Consider the following 12,887-nt stretch of genomic DNA (forward strand, 5'->3'; position numbering starts at 1 on the left):
CCAGCGAGCGCTACGACAAGTCCGACCCGGTGAACCTGGGCTGCGACATGGAGATATCCATCAAGGACCTGGTGGAGCTTATCGCGCGGCTCACCGGTTTCACTGGCGAGATACGCTGGGACCCGAGCAAGCCCGACGGCCAGCCCCGGCGGCGCCTGGACGTGGAGCGGGCCAAGGAAGAGTTCGGCTTCACCGCTCAGGTGGGCTTTGAAGAGGGCCTCAAGAACACCATCGAGTGGTATCGCGGAGTGCGCGCCGCCTGATTCCCTGAAAAATCAGTTAGTTCATCAAACAAGAAAATTTTTGCTTGACTTATTTGGCAATTTGGCCAAACTAGCAAATAAGGAGGTGCGGCTGATGGACGCAAGCAGACAAAACCGGTTGGAGGCGAGGGCGCGCATCCTCAAGGCCCTGGGACATGCCTCCCGCCTGATGATCGTGGAGGAGCTGGCCGGCGGCGAGAAGTGCGTGGCCGACCTCACCGAGATGGTGGGCAGCGACATGTCCACCGTGTCCAAGCACCTGAGCCTACTCAAGTCCGTCGGGCTGGTGGAGGACCGCCGCCAAGGCACCCAAATTTTTTACCGCCTCACCGCCCCCTGCGTGCTGGGCTTCTTCGAGTGCGTGGAAAACGTGATGGACGCCCAGGTGCAGCGTCAGATTCTTTTGGCCAAGTAAGGACCAAGGCAGGCAAGCCATGATGAAGGAACGCTACAAGCTACTGATCATCGCCGGGGTGTTCGCCGCCGCCTACTTCGTGCCCTGGGGCAACGAGGTGGTGCGCCGCTCGGGCCTGGAGGCCTTCCTCATGCTCCGGGAGTATGCCCGCGAGCACGTGCTCACCTGCCTGATCCCCGCCTTCTTCATCGCCGGGGCCATCAGCGTGTTCGTGTCCCAGGCCGCGGTGCTCAAGTACTTCGGAGCCAAGGCCAAGAAGGTGCTCTCCTACTCGGTGGCCTCGGTGTCCGGCTCGGTCTTGGCGGTGTGCTCCTGCACCGTGCTGCCCCTGTTCGCGGGCATCTACACCCGGGGCGCTGGAATAGGCCCGGCCACGGCCTTTCTCTACTCCGGCCCGGCCATCAACGTCTTGGCCATCGTGCTCACCGCCCGCATCCTGGGTTGGGAGCTGGGCCTGGCCCGGGCCATTGGCGCGGTGGTCTTCGCCATCATCACCGGCCTGATCATGGCCCTGATCTTCCGCAAGGACGACGCGGCCCGCGCTGCGGGCGAAATCTACCTGCCCGAGGACGAGGGCACCGGCCGCTCCCTGGGGCAGGAAGCCCTGTTCATGCTCACCCTGGTGCTCATCCTGGTCTTCGCGGCCTTTGCCCGCCCCGAGGCCGGCGAGGCCGGAGTGTGGGCCCTGTTGTTCGGGATCAAGTGGTGGGTCACCGCCGGGCTGCTGGTGGTGCTGGTGTTCATGCTGCGCGCCTGGTTCCAGCGCGAGGAGCGGGTGGAGTGGGTGCAGTCCACCTGGGGCTTCATGAAGCAGATCCTGCCCCTGTTGGGCGCGGGCGTTTTGGTGGCCGGCTTCATGCTGGGCCGTCCGGGCCACCCGGCCCTCATCCCGCCGGAGTGGATCTCCGGCGCCCTGGGGGGCAACGGCCTGGGGGCCAACCTCTTCGCCTCGGTGGCCGGGGCCCTGATGTACTTCGCCACTCTCACCGAGATACCCATCCTGCAAGGGCTCATCGGCGCGGGCATGGGCAAGGGCCCGGCCCTGGCCCTGCTCTTGGCCGGCCCGGCGCTCAGCCTGCCCAACATGCTGGTGATCGGCGGGGTGATGGGCTGGAAGAAGACGGCGGTGTTTTGCTCGATCATCGTGGTCATGTCCACCATCGCCGGATTGATTTACGGCGCGGTATTCGCCTGAGCCGGGGTTCGACCCAAGCGGACACGCCAAAACCGCGAGGAACGATATGAAGAACAAGAGGGTAATCGGATTATTGGGAATGGCCGGGTTTGTGGTCATGGCCGACAACTGGGTGGTCTCGCCCATCCTGCCGGCCATCGCCCAGGACCTGGGCATGGACATCGCCACCGCCGGGCTGCTGATCACCGCTTACATGGTGCCCTTCGGCCTGTTGCAGCTGGTATTCGGCCCCCTGGCCGACCGCTACGGCAAGAAGCAGGTGATCACCTTCTCCATGATCATCTTCACCCTGGCCACCGCGGCCTGCGCCCTGGGCCTGGGCCTGGCCGACCTGGCCCTGTACCGCGCCCTCACCGGCGCCTTCGCCGCTTCGGTGATGCCCATCTCCCTGGCCCTTATCGGCGACCTGTTCCCCATCGAGAAGCGCCAGGGAGCCATCGGCTCCTTCATGGGCATCAGCTTTTTGGGCCAGGGCCTGAGCATGGCCATCGGCGGGGTGACCGCCTACTTCCTTAGCTGGCGCGGAGTGTTCGTGCTCTACGGCCTGCTCTCGGTCATCCCCACCCTGGCCCTGATCAAGGCCTACGCCTCGCTGCCCTCGGCCAAGAACCCCCAGGCCCGCTTCCTGGCCCCCTACCGCAAGCTCATCTCCGACCGCCGCAGCCTGAACACCTATATCCTGGTGCTTCTGGAAGGCATGTTCATCATCGGGGCCTTCTCCTACCTGGGGGCCTACATCGCCCAGATGCAGCACCTGAACTACCTGCACATCGGCCTGATCATGACCGCCTTCGGCCTGGCCACGGTGATCGGCGGGCGGCTCAGCGGCAAGCTGGCGGCGTCCATGGGCCCGCGCAACCTGCTCACCCTGGGCCTGCTCCTGGCCGCCACCGCCGAGCTGCTCCTGGGCTTCGGGGGCCACTGGCTGGGCTCGCTGGTGGCGGCGGTGGCCCTGTTGGGCTTCGGCTTCATATTCACCCACTCCACCTTGCTCACCCGGGCCACCGAGTTCGCCCAAAAGGCGCGGGGCGCGGCCATGTCCCTGGTGGCCTTCTGCTTCATGGGCGGCGGCGGGGCGGGCACCGCCCTGGGCGGGGCCCTGGTCTCCCGCTGGGGGCTCATAGACCTGTTCTATCTCTACGGCGTGGCCCTGCTGCTCACCTGGCTGCTGAGCTTCGCCCTGATCCGTCACCACGTCATAGAATGCGACGAGCTGGCCATCGAGGTGGCCGAGTAATCCGCCGGAGCGCGGCGAGGTAAGTATCCATGGACGGCATACGCAAGATAAACGTGGGCGGCGACAGCATCGGCATCCGGGGCCTGGACGACGCCATCGAGGAGCTACAAGCCGAGTACGCGGCCAAGAGCGACACCGAGGTGGCCGAGGCCATGCTGGCCAAGCTGGAGAAGACCAACTACTTCGCGCCCCCGGCCCGGGGTGAATACGCCGCCGCCCTGCTGCGTGAGTTCCGCAAGGCCCTGGGCCAGCCCTACGAGGAAGGCGCGGCGGGCGGGCTCACGGTGCGGGTGCTGGGGCCGGGCTGCCCCCGCTGCGAGCAGCTGTTCCACCGGGTGGCCAAGGTGCTGGCCGAGCTGAACCTGGCCGCCGACCTGGATAGCATCAAGGACCCCAAGGAAATCGCGGCCACCGGGGTGGTGATAACCCCGGGGCTGATCATAAACGGCCGGGTGGTGGCCAGCGGCAAGGTGCCCGGCGAACCACAGCTCAGCCAGTGGCTGCGCGCGGCCGCGGAAGAGTAAACAAGGAGCGAGAATCATGCAGATCAAAGTGCTGGGGCCGGGCTGCCCCAAGTGTCACAAGACCGAGGAGATCGTGCGCGAGGCCGTGGCCGAGGCGGGCGTGGAGGCCCAGATCGAAAAGGTCACCGGCACAATGGACATCGCGGCGGCGGGGGTTTTTGGCACCCCGGCGGTCATCGTGGACGGCGAGGTGAAGATCGTGGGCAAGGTGCCCAGCAAGGATCAGGTCAAGTCCTGGCTGTAGGCCCGGGGGCCGCCAGGCGTGCATAAAGTTTAGCGCTATAGAGGACATAAGGGGGTTGGTGATGACGTCTTCCTGTTGCGCCGCCGGGGAGCAAGGCCGCCAAGGCGGCGATTGTTGCGCGACCGACGGCAACGTGATGCTGCTCGCCTGCTCGGGGGGCTCCAACGTGGGCCAGCTGGCCAACCGGGCCTGCGTGGAGTTGACCCAGGACGGCCTGGGCAAGATGTTCTGCCTGGCCGGCATCGGGGGCAAGCTCTCGGGCTTCGTGCAGTCGGCCAAGGACGTGCCGGAGATGGTGGTGCTGGACGGCTGCGAGCTGGGCTGCGCCAAGGCCATCTTCGAGCAGGCCGGAGTGCCCCTGCGCAATTACCTGGTGCTCACCGAGTTGGGCATAGCCAAGAACAAGGACTTCGAGCTCAAGGACGCGGAGCTGGCCATGGTCAAGGACGCCGCGCGCCAGGCCCTGGCCGCTTCGCGCGAGAGTTGTTGAGCTTGGCCGGAAACTTCGTAAAAGGAAACAAGATGCCGAAGAAATTTTGCCTCTGGGGCCTGCTGCTCCTGGCCATGTGCCTGGCCGGGCCCTCCTTCGCCGCCGACACCCCCGCCGAGATACCGGCCAAGGGCATGGTGACCCTGGTGGACCTGGGGGCCGACCGCTGCATCCCTTGCCGAATGATGGCCCCCATCTTGGAGGAGCTGAAGCAGGAGTACCAGGGCAAGGCGGCCATCGTTTTCCTGGATGTGTGGAAGGACAGCTCCCTGGCGCCGCGCTTCGGCATCCAGGTGATCCCCACCCAGATTTTCTACGACCGCAAGGGCAAGGAGTTCCTGCGTCACGAAGGCTTCCTGAGCAAGGAGAGCATCGTGATGGTGCTGGATAAAATGGGCGTGGCCAAGCCCGCCGCCAAATAAGCGGCTCGCGGCCGGAGGCGCGGGGATATGTTGGAGCAGTGGTTCCTCACCCTTAACCAGTGGATCACCGGAGGCAGCGCGGCCGCCCTGGCCGGAGCCTTTCTGTGGGGCGTGGTCAGCGTGGCGCTCAGCCCTTGCCACCTGGCCTCCATCCCCCTGATCGTCACCTACGTGGCCGGCCAGGAGGCGGCGGTGCGCCCCCGCCGGGCGGCCCAGTACGCCGGGCTGTTCACCCTGGGCCTGTTCATCACCATCGCCCTGGTGGGGGTGGTCTGCTCCCTGCTGGGGCTCATGCTGGGCGAGGTGGGGCCCTATTGGGCCCTGCTGGTGGGGGCCATGCTCATCTGGGTGGCCCTGGACATGCTGGGGATCAAGGCCCTGCCGCTCTCGGGAACCCTGCTGGCCCGCCTTCGGGTGACGGGGCGGAGCGGAGCTTTTGTCCTGGGCCTGGGCTACGGGGTGCTCTCGGGCTCCTGCACCTTCGGCTTCATCGCGCCCATCCTGGCCATCATCACGGTGCAAAAGGACTTCCTGGCCGGCGGGGCCATGATCCTGCTCTTCGGCCTGGGCCATTGCCTGCCCATCGCCCTGGCGGGCAGCTCCACCGCGGCGGTGAGCAATCTTCTGGAGAACAGCTCCTTTCAGCAAGGCAGCCTGTGGTTCAAGCGGGCCGCCGGGGCGGGCATCGCCCTGCTGGGGGTTTACTTCATCCTTTCGCCCTGGATGGGGGCCTGAGCCGCCAGGGTAAAGAGGTAAGAGCTTGAAAAAGTCACGTATGCCCTGGGCGGTCTCGCTGGCTCTGTTGGCAATGGCAATGCTGTTGGCCACGGGGCCTGCCGCCGCCAAATCGGCCATAAACAGCCTGTCCCAGCTGGTGGAGCATTACGACTCGGCCCGCTGCGCCGAGTGTCACGGCGAGATTTACCAGCAGTGGTCCCGCTCCCACCACGCCCGCTCCATGATGGGGCTGAACAACTTCAGCTTCATGTCCAAGTACCTCAAGAAGGGCCCCCTGTCGGTCAAAAAGCCCCAGGACGCCACCCTGGCCAACTTCCCCTGCGCCAAATGCCATCTGCCACAGCTTTTAGCCACCAACGACCGGGTGGCCAAGGAGCTGGCCGAGGTGGTCTGGCGCGACGACAAGGCCACCGTGGCCAAGCTGAACATCGGCTGCCTGGTGTGCCACCAGGACAAGGCGGTGGTGCACCACCGGCCCGACACCCGGGCGCTCTACGGCGGCCGCGAGATCGAGGAGCACGAGGGGGCCTTCAGGGCGGTCAAGAAGAGCCGCTTCATGTCCTCGCCCGCCTTCTGCGGCCAGTGCCACGGCCTGGGCCCCAACTTCGAGTTCACCCCGCCCATTCAGTGCGCCACCCTCTACGGCAGCTATCTGCACGCCTACGTGGCCAGCGGCGGCTCCCAGAGCTGCCTGGACTGTCACAAGCGGGGATCGGATCATACTTTCCCGCCGGACTTCAGCGACAAGGCGGCCACCGGCAAGCTCTACGCCCGGGCCCTGCCCATGAGCGTGGAGGTGCTGCCCTACACCTTCCATCCGGGACACGGCGAGAACTTCCCCCGGGTGGTGCTCACTGCCTCCATCCAGAACCAGGCGGGCCACCGCCTGCCCGACGGCTGACCCTCCCGGGCGCAAGCGGTGCTGTATGCCACCGCCACCGACGAGCGGAACCGGGAGGTGTTCAAGGATCAGCGCGTGTTCATGCCCCAGTGCGGCGACAGCCGGGGCTCGGTGATGGTGCTGGGGCCGGACAAGAAGCTGGGCCTCCTGCGCGACACCACCTTCCAGCCCTTCGCGGCCAAGCGCGAGGTGTTCGACATCCGGCTGGCCCAACCGGCCCGGATCCTGACGCTGAGCCTGCGTTTGGTCTATCAGCTGCGGCCGGGCGACGAAATTCCGGTGCACGCCTGGAGCCGCAAGGTGGAGGTCTCCGGTTTGTTCCCCAAAAAGGCGCATAAATAAAGGGCCGCTCCGGGTGTCTCCCGGAACGGCCCCATGCTTGCTGGCTTAAAACGCTAGTTAGGCGATCATTTCCAAAAATGCCTCCACCCGCGTCTTGAGCTGCTCGGCGTCCTCCATGCTGTAGTCGGTCTCGATGCGCAGCACCGGCAGGCCGCCTACCTCCACCTTTCTCTCCATGGGGATGGCCTCCATGGCATAGGGCTGACAGAACTGGAGCCCGTAGTGGATCACGCCCTGGGCCTTGTAGTCCTCGGCCATCTGCTTGACGTGCTCGGGGCGCTCTGGGTTGGGGGTGAACACCGCGCAGTCGATCTTCCAATAGCGGTCCACGATGGCCGCCATCAGCTCCTCCATGGTCGCCCCGCTGCCGTCGGTGAGGTTGCGGGTGCCGCGCTCGCCTACGCAGGACTCCTCGCCCACCACCACCGCGCCGGCGCTCTCCACCACCCAGGGCAGCTTCCAGTTGGGCACCGCCATGGGGCAGCCGGAGAACAGGATGCGGGGCGCGCCCTGAGCCACGGCGCCCTCGCCTTTGGCGATGCGCTCCTCCAGCTCGTCGCAGATCTTGTGCACCGAGGCGGTGAAGCGCACCGGGTCGTCGTAAAAGGAAACCTGATTTATAAGAAGGGCGTCCAGGCCGGAGATGGGGGCCGGGTCGTGGGCCCGGAGCTTATACAGGCGGTGCAACGCGGCCCGCTTGTTGTTCACGATCTCGATGCCTTCTTTCAGGCGCTCAGGGGTGATCTCCACCCCGGTCAGCTCCTCCATGGCGATCTTGAAGCGCTCGTACTCCGCGGCCATCAGCGCCTTGCCCTCGTCGCTGTGCACCTGGGGCAGGTCCATGACGTAGAGGTTGGGCACCAGGTCGTTAAGGGTCTCGTAGGACTTCTTCTTGCCGTCGCAGGTGTTCTCGCCCACGATCAAATCAGCGGACTCCAGGTAAGGGCAGACCTTGCCCAGCTTGAAGCCGAAGGCGCTCTTGATCAGGGCGCAGGTGTTGCGCGGCAGATACTTGTCCACCTCCTCGGTGGCGAAGTCGGCCCCGGTGCACAGCCCCACCAGGGTGGCCCCGGTGGCCCGCACGATCTCCTCGGGCACGAACACGCAGAACGAGCCCACCACCTTCTTGCCCTCGGCCTGGCCGTCGACGAGCTCCTTGATGCGTAGGCCGTGCACCTCGCTCATCACGAAGTTGAAGTATTCCATGCCCTCGGGGCGGTCCTGCTGGCTAAGGAAAATGTCCTGATAGCCCTGGCCCAGCACGGCCAGTAGTTGGTCGTGGGCCGCCAGGTCCAGGCCCAGGCTCTGCCACATGGCGTTGTAGTCTTCGCTCATCGCTGCCTCCCAAGAAAAAAGATGGGTACGGTATCTTACTGAAATATTGAGCATAGCCGGGGAGACTTGGGCGGGCAAATCGTTAGATTCGCTGCAAAAAAAGATTACGATAGATATGGCCGATACTTCGGAAAGGTTTGGTGAAAGGCGGGGATGGGGCCGGAGAGAGGTCCAGCGCGGTCCACAAAAAACCCCGCTCCGGTTGCCCGGAGCGGGGTTTGTTTGTCTAGACTAGCCTAGACCGGCAGGAGCTGCTCCCTACCAGGAGTTGCGGGGCTTGCGCTCCTGGGCCTCGTTGACCCTGAGGGCCCTACCGCCCATATCGACGCCGTTGAGGGCCTCGATGGCCGCGTTTGCCGCCGACTCGTCCATCTCCACGAAGCCGAAGCCACGGGAACGGCCGGTCTCACGGTCGGTGATGACCCGGCTGGAAATAACGTCGCCGTGTTGGCTGAACAGTTCGGCCACGTCTTCGTCGGTGGCGGACCAGGGCAGGTTGCCCACATAGATCTTCTTGTTCACGTATCACTCTCCAAACAAAAGAAAAACCGGCTACCCCGCCGATGGGGTAGCATCCGCGATCCTAATCAAGCCTTGGGTATGCCAGCTGTATTTCGGCGCGGCCGCGCCTTATCAGACAAGTGCAATCTCGGGCTCCGAATGGGATCAATATTAAGGCTAATACCACTAGTAAGTTTGGATGTCAATCGGGGATTCAATAATTTTTTACCGTATCAAGGCAGGTTAGCGCCTGTTTCACACGTTCTTGCGCGCCCCGCCCAGCTTCATTACTTCTTTTTTGCGCAGTCTGATCGACTTGGGAGTCACCTCCACCAGCTCGTCGTCGGCGATGTACTCCATGGCCTGCTCCAGCGTGAAACGCCGGGGCGGGATCAGGCGCAGCGCCTCGTCGGCCCCGGAGGCGCGCATGTTGGTGAGCTTCTTTTCCTTGGTGATGTTCACCGCGATGTCGATGGCCCGCGAGTTCTGGCCCACGATGAGCCCGGGGTAGGAGGGCTCGCCCGGGCTCACGAAGATGGAGCCGCGGGGCTGCAAGTGGTAGATGGCGTAAGCCACCGCCTTGCCCGAGCGGTCGCTGACCAAGGAGCCGTTGCCCCGGCCGGCCACCTCGCCCGCATAGGGGGTGTGGCCGATCACCAGGGTGGTGAGGATGCCCGAGCCCCGGGTGTCGGTGAGGAACTGGGAGCGGTAGCCGATGAGCCCCCGGGTGGGGATCTCGAACTCCAACCGGGCCCGGCCCAGGCCGTTGTTGAGCATCTTGGTCATCTTGCCCCGCCGGGCGGAGAGCTTCTCGGTGACCACGCCCACGTACTCGTCGGGCACGTCCACCACGGCCAGCTCCAGGGGCTCCATGAGCTTGCCGTCCTTGGTCTGGGTGATGACCTTGGGCTTGGACAGGGACAGCTCGAAGCCCTCGCGGCGCATGGTCTCCACCAACACGGCCAGCTGCAGCTCGCCCCGGGCGCTCACCTTGAACGAATCGGTGCCCTCGCCGGGCTCCACCCGGATGGAGACGTTGTACAGGGTCTCTTTTTCCAGGCGGGCTTTGATCTGGCGGGTGGTGATCAGCTTGCCCTCGGTGCCGGCCAGGGGGGAGGTGTTGATGGAGAACTCCATGGACATGGTGGGCTCTTCCACGCTGATGGAGGGCAGGGGGCGGGGGTCGTCGGGGTCGCCCAGGGTGTCGCCGATGAAGGCCTCCTCCACCCCGGCCACGGCCGCGATGTCCCCGGCCTGAATCTCCTCCACCGACACCCGCTCCAGGCCCTTGTAGGTGTAGACCTGGCTCAGGTTGTAGGTCCCCTCCATCTCGCCCTTTTTCAAAAGGGCCACCGGCTCCCCGGCGGTGAGCACCCCGCCCACGATCTTGCCCACCGCGATGCGGCCCACGTAGTCCGAGTAGTCCAGGTTGGTCACCAGGAAGCGCAAGGGCGAATCGGGATCGTAGCTGGGGGCGGGGATGTGCTCGAGGATCGCCTCGAACAGGGGCTTCAGGTCCGAGCCTTCGTCCTCGGGCTCGGTGAGGGCGATGCCCGCCTTGGCGTTGGTGTAGAGCACCGGAAAATCCAGCTGCTCCTCGCTGGCGTCCAGGTCTATGAGCAGGTCGTAGAGCTCGTCCAGCACCTCGTTGATGCGCCGGTCCGGGCGGTCGATCTTGTTGATCACCGCGATCAGGGGCAGGCCCTTGGCCAGGGACTTGGAGAGCACGAAGCGGGTCTGGGGCAGGGGCCCCTCGCTGGCGTCCACCAGGAGCATCACCCCGTCCACCATGTTCAGGGTGCGCTCCACCTCGCCGCCGAAGTCGGCGTGGCCCGGGGTGTCCACGATGTTCAGCTTAACCCCGCCCCAGGTGACGGCGGTGTTCTTGGCCATGATGGTGATGCCCTTTTCCCGTTCCAGGTCCAGGGAGTCCATCACCCGCTCGTTCACCTGCTCGTTGGCGCGGAACACCCCGCTCTGCCAGAGCATGGCGTCCACCAAAGTAGTCTTGCCGTGGTCAACGTGGGCCACGATGGCCAGGTTTCGCAGGTCCTCGCGGATGATTGTGCCGCTCATGATTCGCCGTCCGTCTTAAACCAAATCATTAAGCCCCTGGGCCGAACAAGGACCAGGGGCGTGAGAAATATGCCTCAACCCATACCACAAAACCTCCTTTTGCGCCGCTATGGCCAGGATAAGAAAGCGCGGCCCGGGGCGGTGAGAGCGGTCCGTTATATTTTGTTAACTATAGCGAGCGCCCATACACCTGCACTTTTATCGCGTATAAAGTTTTTTCATTTTTATTTCACTTAAAATGAAATTCTTGTTGACTTGGGGGCCCTATCCGATAAGAAAATAGAGCCACAATCAAAACATTGGCCAACCATATCCGGCCACCCCGGCGGAGAAGCGCAGATGTCCCAACCTTTGAAGCGCAACACCCTTAAAGAACAGGCATATCTCGCCTTGCGCGAGATGATTGCCGGGCAGCGCTTCTCTTCGGGCACCTGGATCAACGCCGAGCTTTTGGCCAAGGAGCTGGGAGTAAGCCGCACTCCGGTGTGGCAGGCGCTCAAGCAGCTGGAGGCCGAAGGGCTGGTGCAACACGTGCCCAACCGGGGCGTGCGCATGGTGGAGATGACTCCGGAAATGGCCGTGGATTTGTATGAAGTTCGCGGGGTTCTGGAAGCTCTCGCCGCCCGGCTCATGGCCCGCGAACCTTCGGCCAAGGCTCTGGCGCGCATGGAAAAAATACTATCCCGCCAGGAGCGCTCGGTGGCCGAGGGCGACTCGGCGGCCTATTCCCGCACCGACTTCGAGTTCCACCAGGTGCTCTACGAGGCCTGCGGCAACTGGCTTCTCCGCGAACAACTCGATGGGGTCAAGAGCAAGGCCCGTCCCTTTGTGCGCGATATCTCTCCTATTTTGCCGGAACTCTACCAAGACCATCACAACCTGATCCTGGCCCTGAAGGCCTGCGACGAAGACGCGGCGGCCCAAGCCATGATGGAGCACAACCGCCGGGTTCGCCGGCTGGTGGAGCGCACTCAACTGGGCCGGGAGACCCCGGCGCAATCCCCGGATCGGGCAAGTTGATGGTTGACAAACGATCGGCGATTTTGATACCAAACCGTTTTAGTAAAACGGTTTAGTAAAACGTTAAACCAAACGGCGGGGGAACGCGGCCATGCCGCTCCCGCCGGCTTGCCCACTGTTGGGGAATATGACCAGGACGCACAAAAAGGTGACAATCAAGGACATCGCCCGCATCGCGGAGGTGTCCCCCACCACCGTCAGCCTGGTGTTGAACAACAAGAAAGGCGTGGGCAAGGAAACCCGCTACCGCATTCTGCGCGTGGCCAGCGAGCTCAAATACACCCCCAATCTCATGGCCCGTTCCCTGGCCAAGAACCACAGCGACATCATCGCCCTGACCATCCTGCAAGCCCGCAACTCGCTGTTCATGGAGATCGCCGAGGGCGCCGCCGAGGTGCTCAAGGAAAACGGCTACTCCATCATGATGGCCTCCACCTTCGACGACCCGGACCTAGAGACCAAGGAGCTTTCCAGCGCGCGGGCCCGGGGGGTGGACGGGTTCCTCATCACCTCGGCCCAGGTGGAGAGCCCGGGCATCAAGGAGCTGGTGGAGGACGGGGTGCCCCTGGTTTCGGTGCTCCGGCGGGTGCCGGGGCTGGGCGAGCTCAATTATGTGATGGAAGACTCCTGCAAGGGGGGCTACCTGGCGGCGGAGCACCTGATCAAGCTGGGCCACAAGCGCATCGGCATCATCAAGGGCACCCCCAACACCACCACCGGCATCGGCCGCTTCGAGGGTGCGGTGGCCGCCCTCAAGGAGCACAAGGTCGCGGTGGACCCCAAGCTGTTCTCCCCCGGCGAGTTCACCCGGGGCGCGGCCTACCTGGCCGCCCTGCACATGCTCCAGCTCTCGGACAAGGAGCGCCCCAGCGCCATCTACGCCTGCAACGACGATATGGCCATGGGCGCCTTGGAAGCCGCCCTGGACATGGGCATGAGGGTGCCCGAGGACCTGGCCCTGGTGGGTTTCAACAACGCGGCCTACACCTCGCTGCCCACGGTGAGCCTCACCACCATCGACGTGCAGGCCCATGAGATGGGGCGCCTGGGAGCCGAGCGCCTCATCGACCTGATCAACAAGAAGCGGGGCTGGGACAAGCCCCTGCAAGTGGTTATGGAGCCCAAGCTGATCGTACGCAAGAGCTGCGGCTCCCAGAGCGGGCAAGAGGCCGCCTCCTAGACCG

General features: G+C 64.4%; 16 protein-coding genes. 13 read left to right on the forward strand and 3 right to left on the reverse strand.

All coding sequences use genetic code 11. The annotated features are described in order from the left end of the window. From KQH53_20340 to KQH53_20390, 11 genes are all read left to right on the forward strand, one after another. A partial coding sequence (locus KQH53_20340) for a hypothetical protein (GenBank protein MCB2229036.1) occupies positions 1-263 on the forward strand: 263 nt, incomplete at its 5' end. Positions 264-357: 94 nt separating this feature from the next. After that, positions 358-678 carry a metalloregulator ArsR/SmtB family transcription factor gene (locus KQH53_20345; GenBank protein MCB2229037.1) on the forward strand — a complete coding sequence of 107 codons (321 nt, stop codon included), beginning with the start codon at positions 358-360 and terminating at the stop codon, positions 676-678. A gap of 19 nt (positions 679-697) precedes the next feature. Continuing rightward, the gene (locus KQH53_20350; GenBank protein ID MCB2229038.1) at positions 698-1,873 is read left to right on the forward strand and encodes a permease; all 1,176 of its coding nucleotides are present in this window, start codon (positions 698-700) and stop codon (positions 1,871-1,873) included. Positions 1,874-1,919: 46 nt separating this feature from the next. After that, on the forward strand, positions 1,920-3,110 hold the full coding sequence (locus KQH53_20355) for an MFS transporter (GenBank protein MCB2229039.1): 1,191 nt from the start codon (positions 1,920-1,922) through the stop codon (positions 3,108-3,110). A 29-nt stretch (positions 3,111-3,139) separates the two neighbouring features. After that, the gene (locus tag KQH53_20360) at positions 3,140-3,634 is read left to right on the forward strand and encodes a thioredoxin family protein (protein MCB2229040.1); all 495 of its coding nucleotides are present in this window, start codon (positions 3,140-3,142) and stop codon (positions 3,632-3,634) included. A 16-nt stretch (positions 3,635-3,650) separates the two neighbouring features. Next, complete coding sequence (locus KQH53_20365) at positions 3,651-3,878, forward strand: TM0996/MTH895 family glutaredoxin-like protein (protein MCB2229041.1); 228 nt, start codon at positions 3,651-3,653, stop codon at positions 3,876-3,878. Positions 3,879-3,939: 61 nt separating this feature from the next. Then, entirely contained in the window at positions 3,940-4,368 is a 429-nt protein-coding gene (locus KQH53_20370) for a putative zinc-binding protein (GenBank protein ID MCB2229042.1), read from the forward strand. Between the two features lie 32 nt (positions 4,369-4,400). Further along, positions 4,401-4,790 carry a thioredoxin family protein gene (locus KQH53_20375; GenBank protein MCB2229043.1) on the forward strand — a complete coding sequence of 130 codons (390 nt, stop codon included), beginning with the start codon at positions 4,401-4,403 and terminating at the stop codon, positions 4,788-4,790. Between the two features lie 30 nt (positions 4,791-4,820). After that, complete coding sequence (locus KQH53_20380; protein MCB2229044.1) at positions 4,821-5,525, forward strand: cytochrome C biosynthesis protein; 705 nt, start codon at positions 4,821-4,823, stop codon at positions 5,523-5,525. Positions 5,526-5,550: 25 nt separating this feature from the next. Next, complete coding sequence (locus tag KQH53_20385) at positions 5,551-6,429, forward strand: cytochrome c family protein (protein ID MCB2229045.1); 879 nt, start codon at positions 5,551-5,553, stop codon at positions 6,427-6,429. Positions 6,430-6,447: 18 nt separating this feature from the next. Continuing rightward, the gene (locus KQH53_20390; GenBank protein ID MCB2229046.1) at positions 6,448-6,771 is read left to right on the forward strand and encodes a hypothetical protein; all 324 of its coding nucleotides are present in this window, start codon (positions 6,448-6,450) and stop codon (positions 6,769-6,771) included. 57 nt (positions 6,772-6,828) lie between these two features. Here KQH53_20390 and KQH53_20395 read toward each other — a convergent pair whose 3' ends face one another. The 3 genes from KQH53_20395 to typA all read right to left on the reverse strand — a co-directional run bounded on the left by KQH53_20395 (position 6,829) and on the right by typA (position 10,668). Further along, the gene (locus KQH53_20395) at positions 6,829-8,106 is read right to left on the reverse strand and encodes a 2-hydroxyacyl-CoA dehydratase family protein (protein ID MCB2229047.1); all 1,278 of its coding nucleotides are present in this window, start codon (positions 8,104-8,106) and stop codon (positions 6,829-6,831) included. A 258-nt stretch (positions 8,107-8,364) separates the two neighbouring features. Further along, positions 8,365-8,628 carry an RNA-binding protein gene (locus tag KQH53_20400; GenBank protein MCB2229048.1) on the reverse strand — a complete coding sequence of 88 codons (264 nt, stop codon included), beginning with the start codon at positions 8,626-8,628 and terminating at the stop codon, positions 8,365-8,367. A gap of 234 nt (positions 8,629-8,862) precedes the next feature. After that, positions 8,863-10,668, reverse strand: coding sequence for a translational GTPase TypA (gene typA, locus KQH53_20405; GenBank protein MCB2229049.1), 1,806 nt, complete (start codon positions 10,666-10,668; stop codon positions 8,863-8,865). A 354-nt stretch (positions 10,669-11,022) separates the two neighbouring features. Here typA and KQH53_20410 point away from each other — a divergent pair, with 354 nt between their 5' ends. Both KQH53_20410 and KQH53_20415 read left to right on the forward strand, forming a co-directional pair. Next, positions 11,023-11,703, forward strand: a complete 681-nt coding sequence (locus KQH53_20410) for a GntR family transcriptional regulator (protein ID MCB2229050.1) — start codon at positions 11,023-11,025, stop codon at positions 11,701-11,703. A gap of 148 nt (positions 11,704-11,851) precedes the next feature. Continuing rightward, complete coding sequence (locus tag KQH53_20415; protein ID MCB2229051.1) at positions 11,852-12,883, forward strand: LacI family transcriptional regulator; 1,032 nt, start codon at positions 11,852-11,854, stop codon at positions 12,881-12,883. The last annotated feature ends 4 nt before the right edge of the window (positions 12,884-12,887 follow it).

It is taken from the genome of Desulfarculaceae bacterium (assembly GCA_020444545.1).
GTDB lineage: Bacteria > Desulfobacterota > Desulfarculia > Desulfarculales > Desulfarculaceae > Desulfoferula.

Excerpts from the sequence above, each read along its gene's own strand:
- KQH53_20355 (MCB2229039.1), top strand. The coding sequence starts at position 1,920 with ATGAAGAACAAGAGGGTAATCGGATTATTGGGAATGGCCGGGTTTGTG.
- KQH53_20350 (MCB2229038.1), top strand. The coding sequence starts at position 698 with ATGATGAAGGAACGCTACAAGCTACTGATCATCGCCGGGGTGTTCGCC.
- KQH53_20360 (MCB2229040.1), top strand. The coding sequence starts at position 3,140 with ATGGACGGCATACGCAAGATAAACGTGGGCGGCGACAGCATCGGCATC.
- KQH53_20365 (MCB2229041.1), top strand. The coding sequence starts at position 3,651 with ATGCAGATCAAAGTGCTGGGGCCGGGCTGCCCCAAGTGTCACAAGACC.
- KQH53_20375 (MCB2229043.1), top strand. The coding sequence starts at position 4,401 with ATGCCGAAGAAATTTTGCCTCTGGGGCCTGCTGCTCCTGGCCATGTGC.
- KQH53_20370 (MCB2229042.1), top strand. The coding sequence starts at position 3,940 with ATGACGTCTTCCTGTTGCGCCGCCGGGGAGCAAGGCCGCCAAGGCGGC.
- KQH53_20410 (MCB2229050.1), top strand. The coding sequence starts at position 11,023 with ATGTCCCAACCTTTGAAGCGCAACACCCTTAAAGAACAGGCATATCTC.
- KQH53_20345 (MCB2229037.1), top strand. The coding sequence starts at position 358 with ATGGACGCAAGCAGACAAAACCGGTTGGAGGCGAGGGCGCGCATCCTC.
- KQH53_20395 (MCB2229047.1), bottom strand. The coding sequence starts at position 8,106 with ATGAGCGAAGACTACAACGCCATGTGGCAGAGCCTGGGCCTGGACCTG.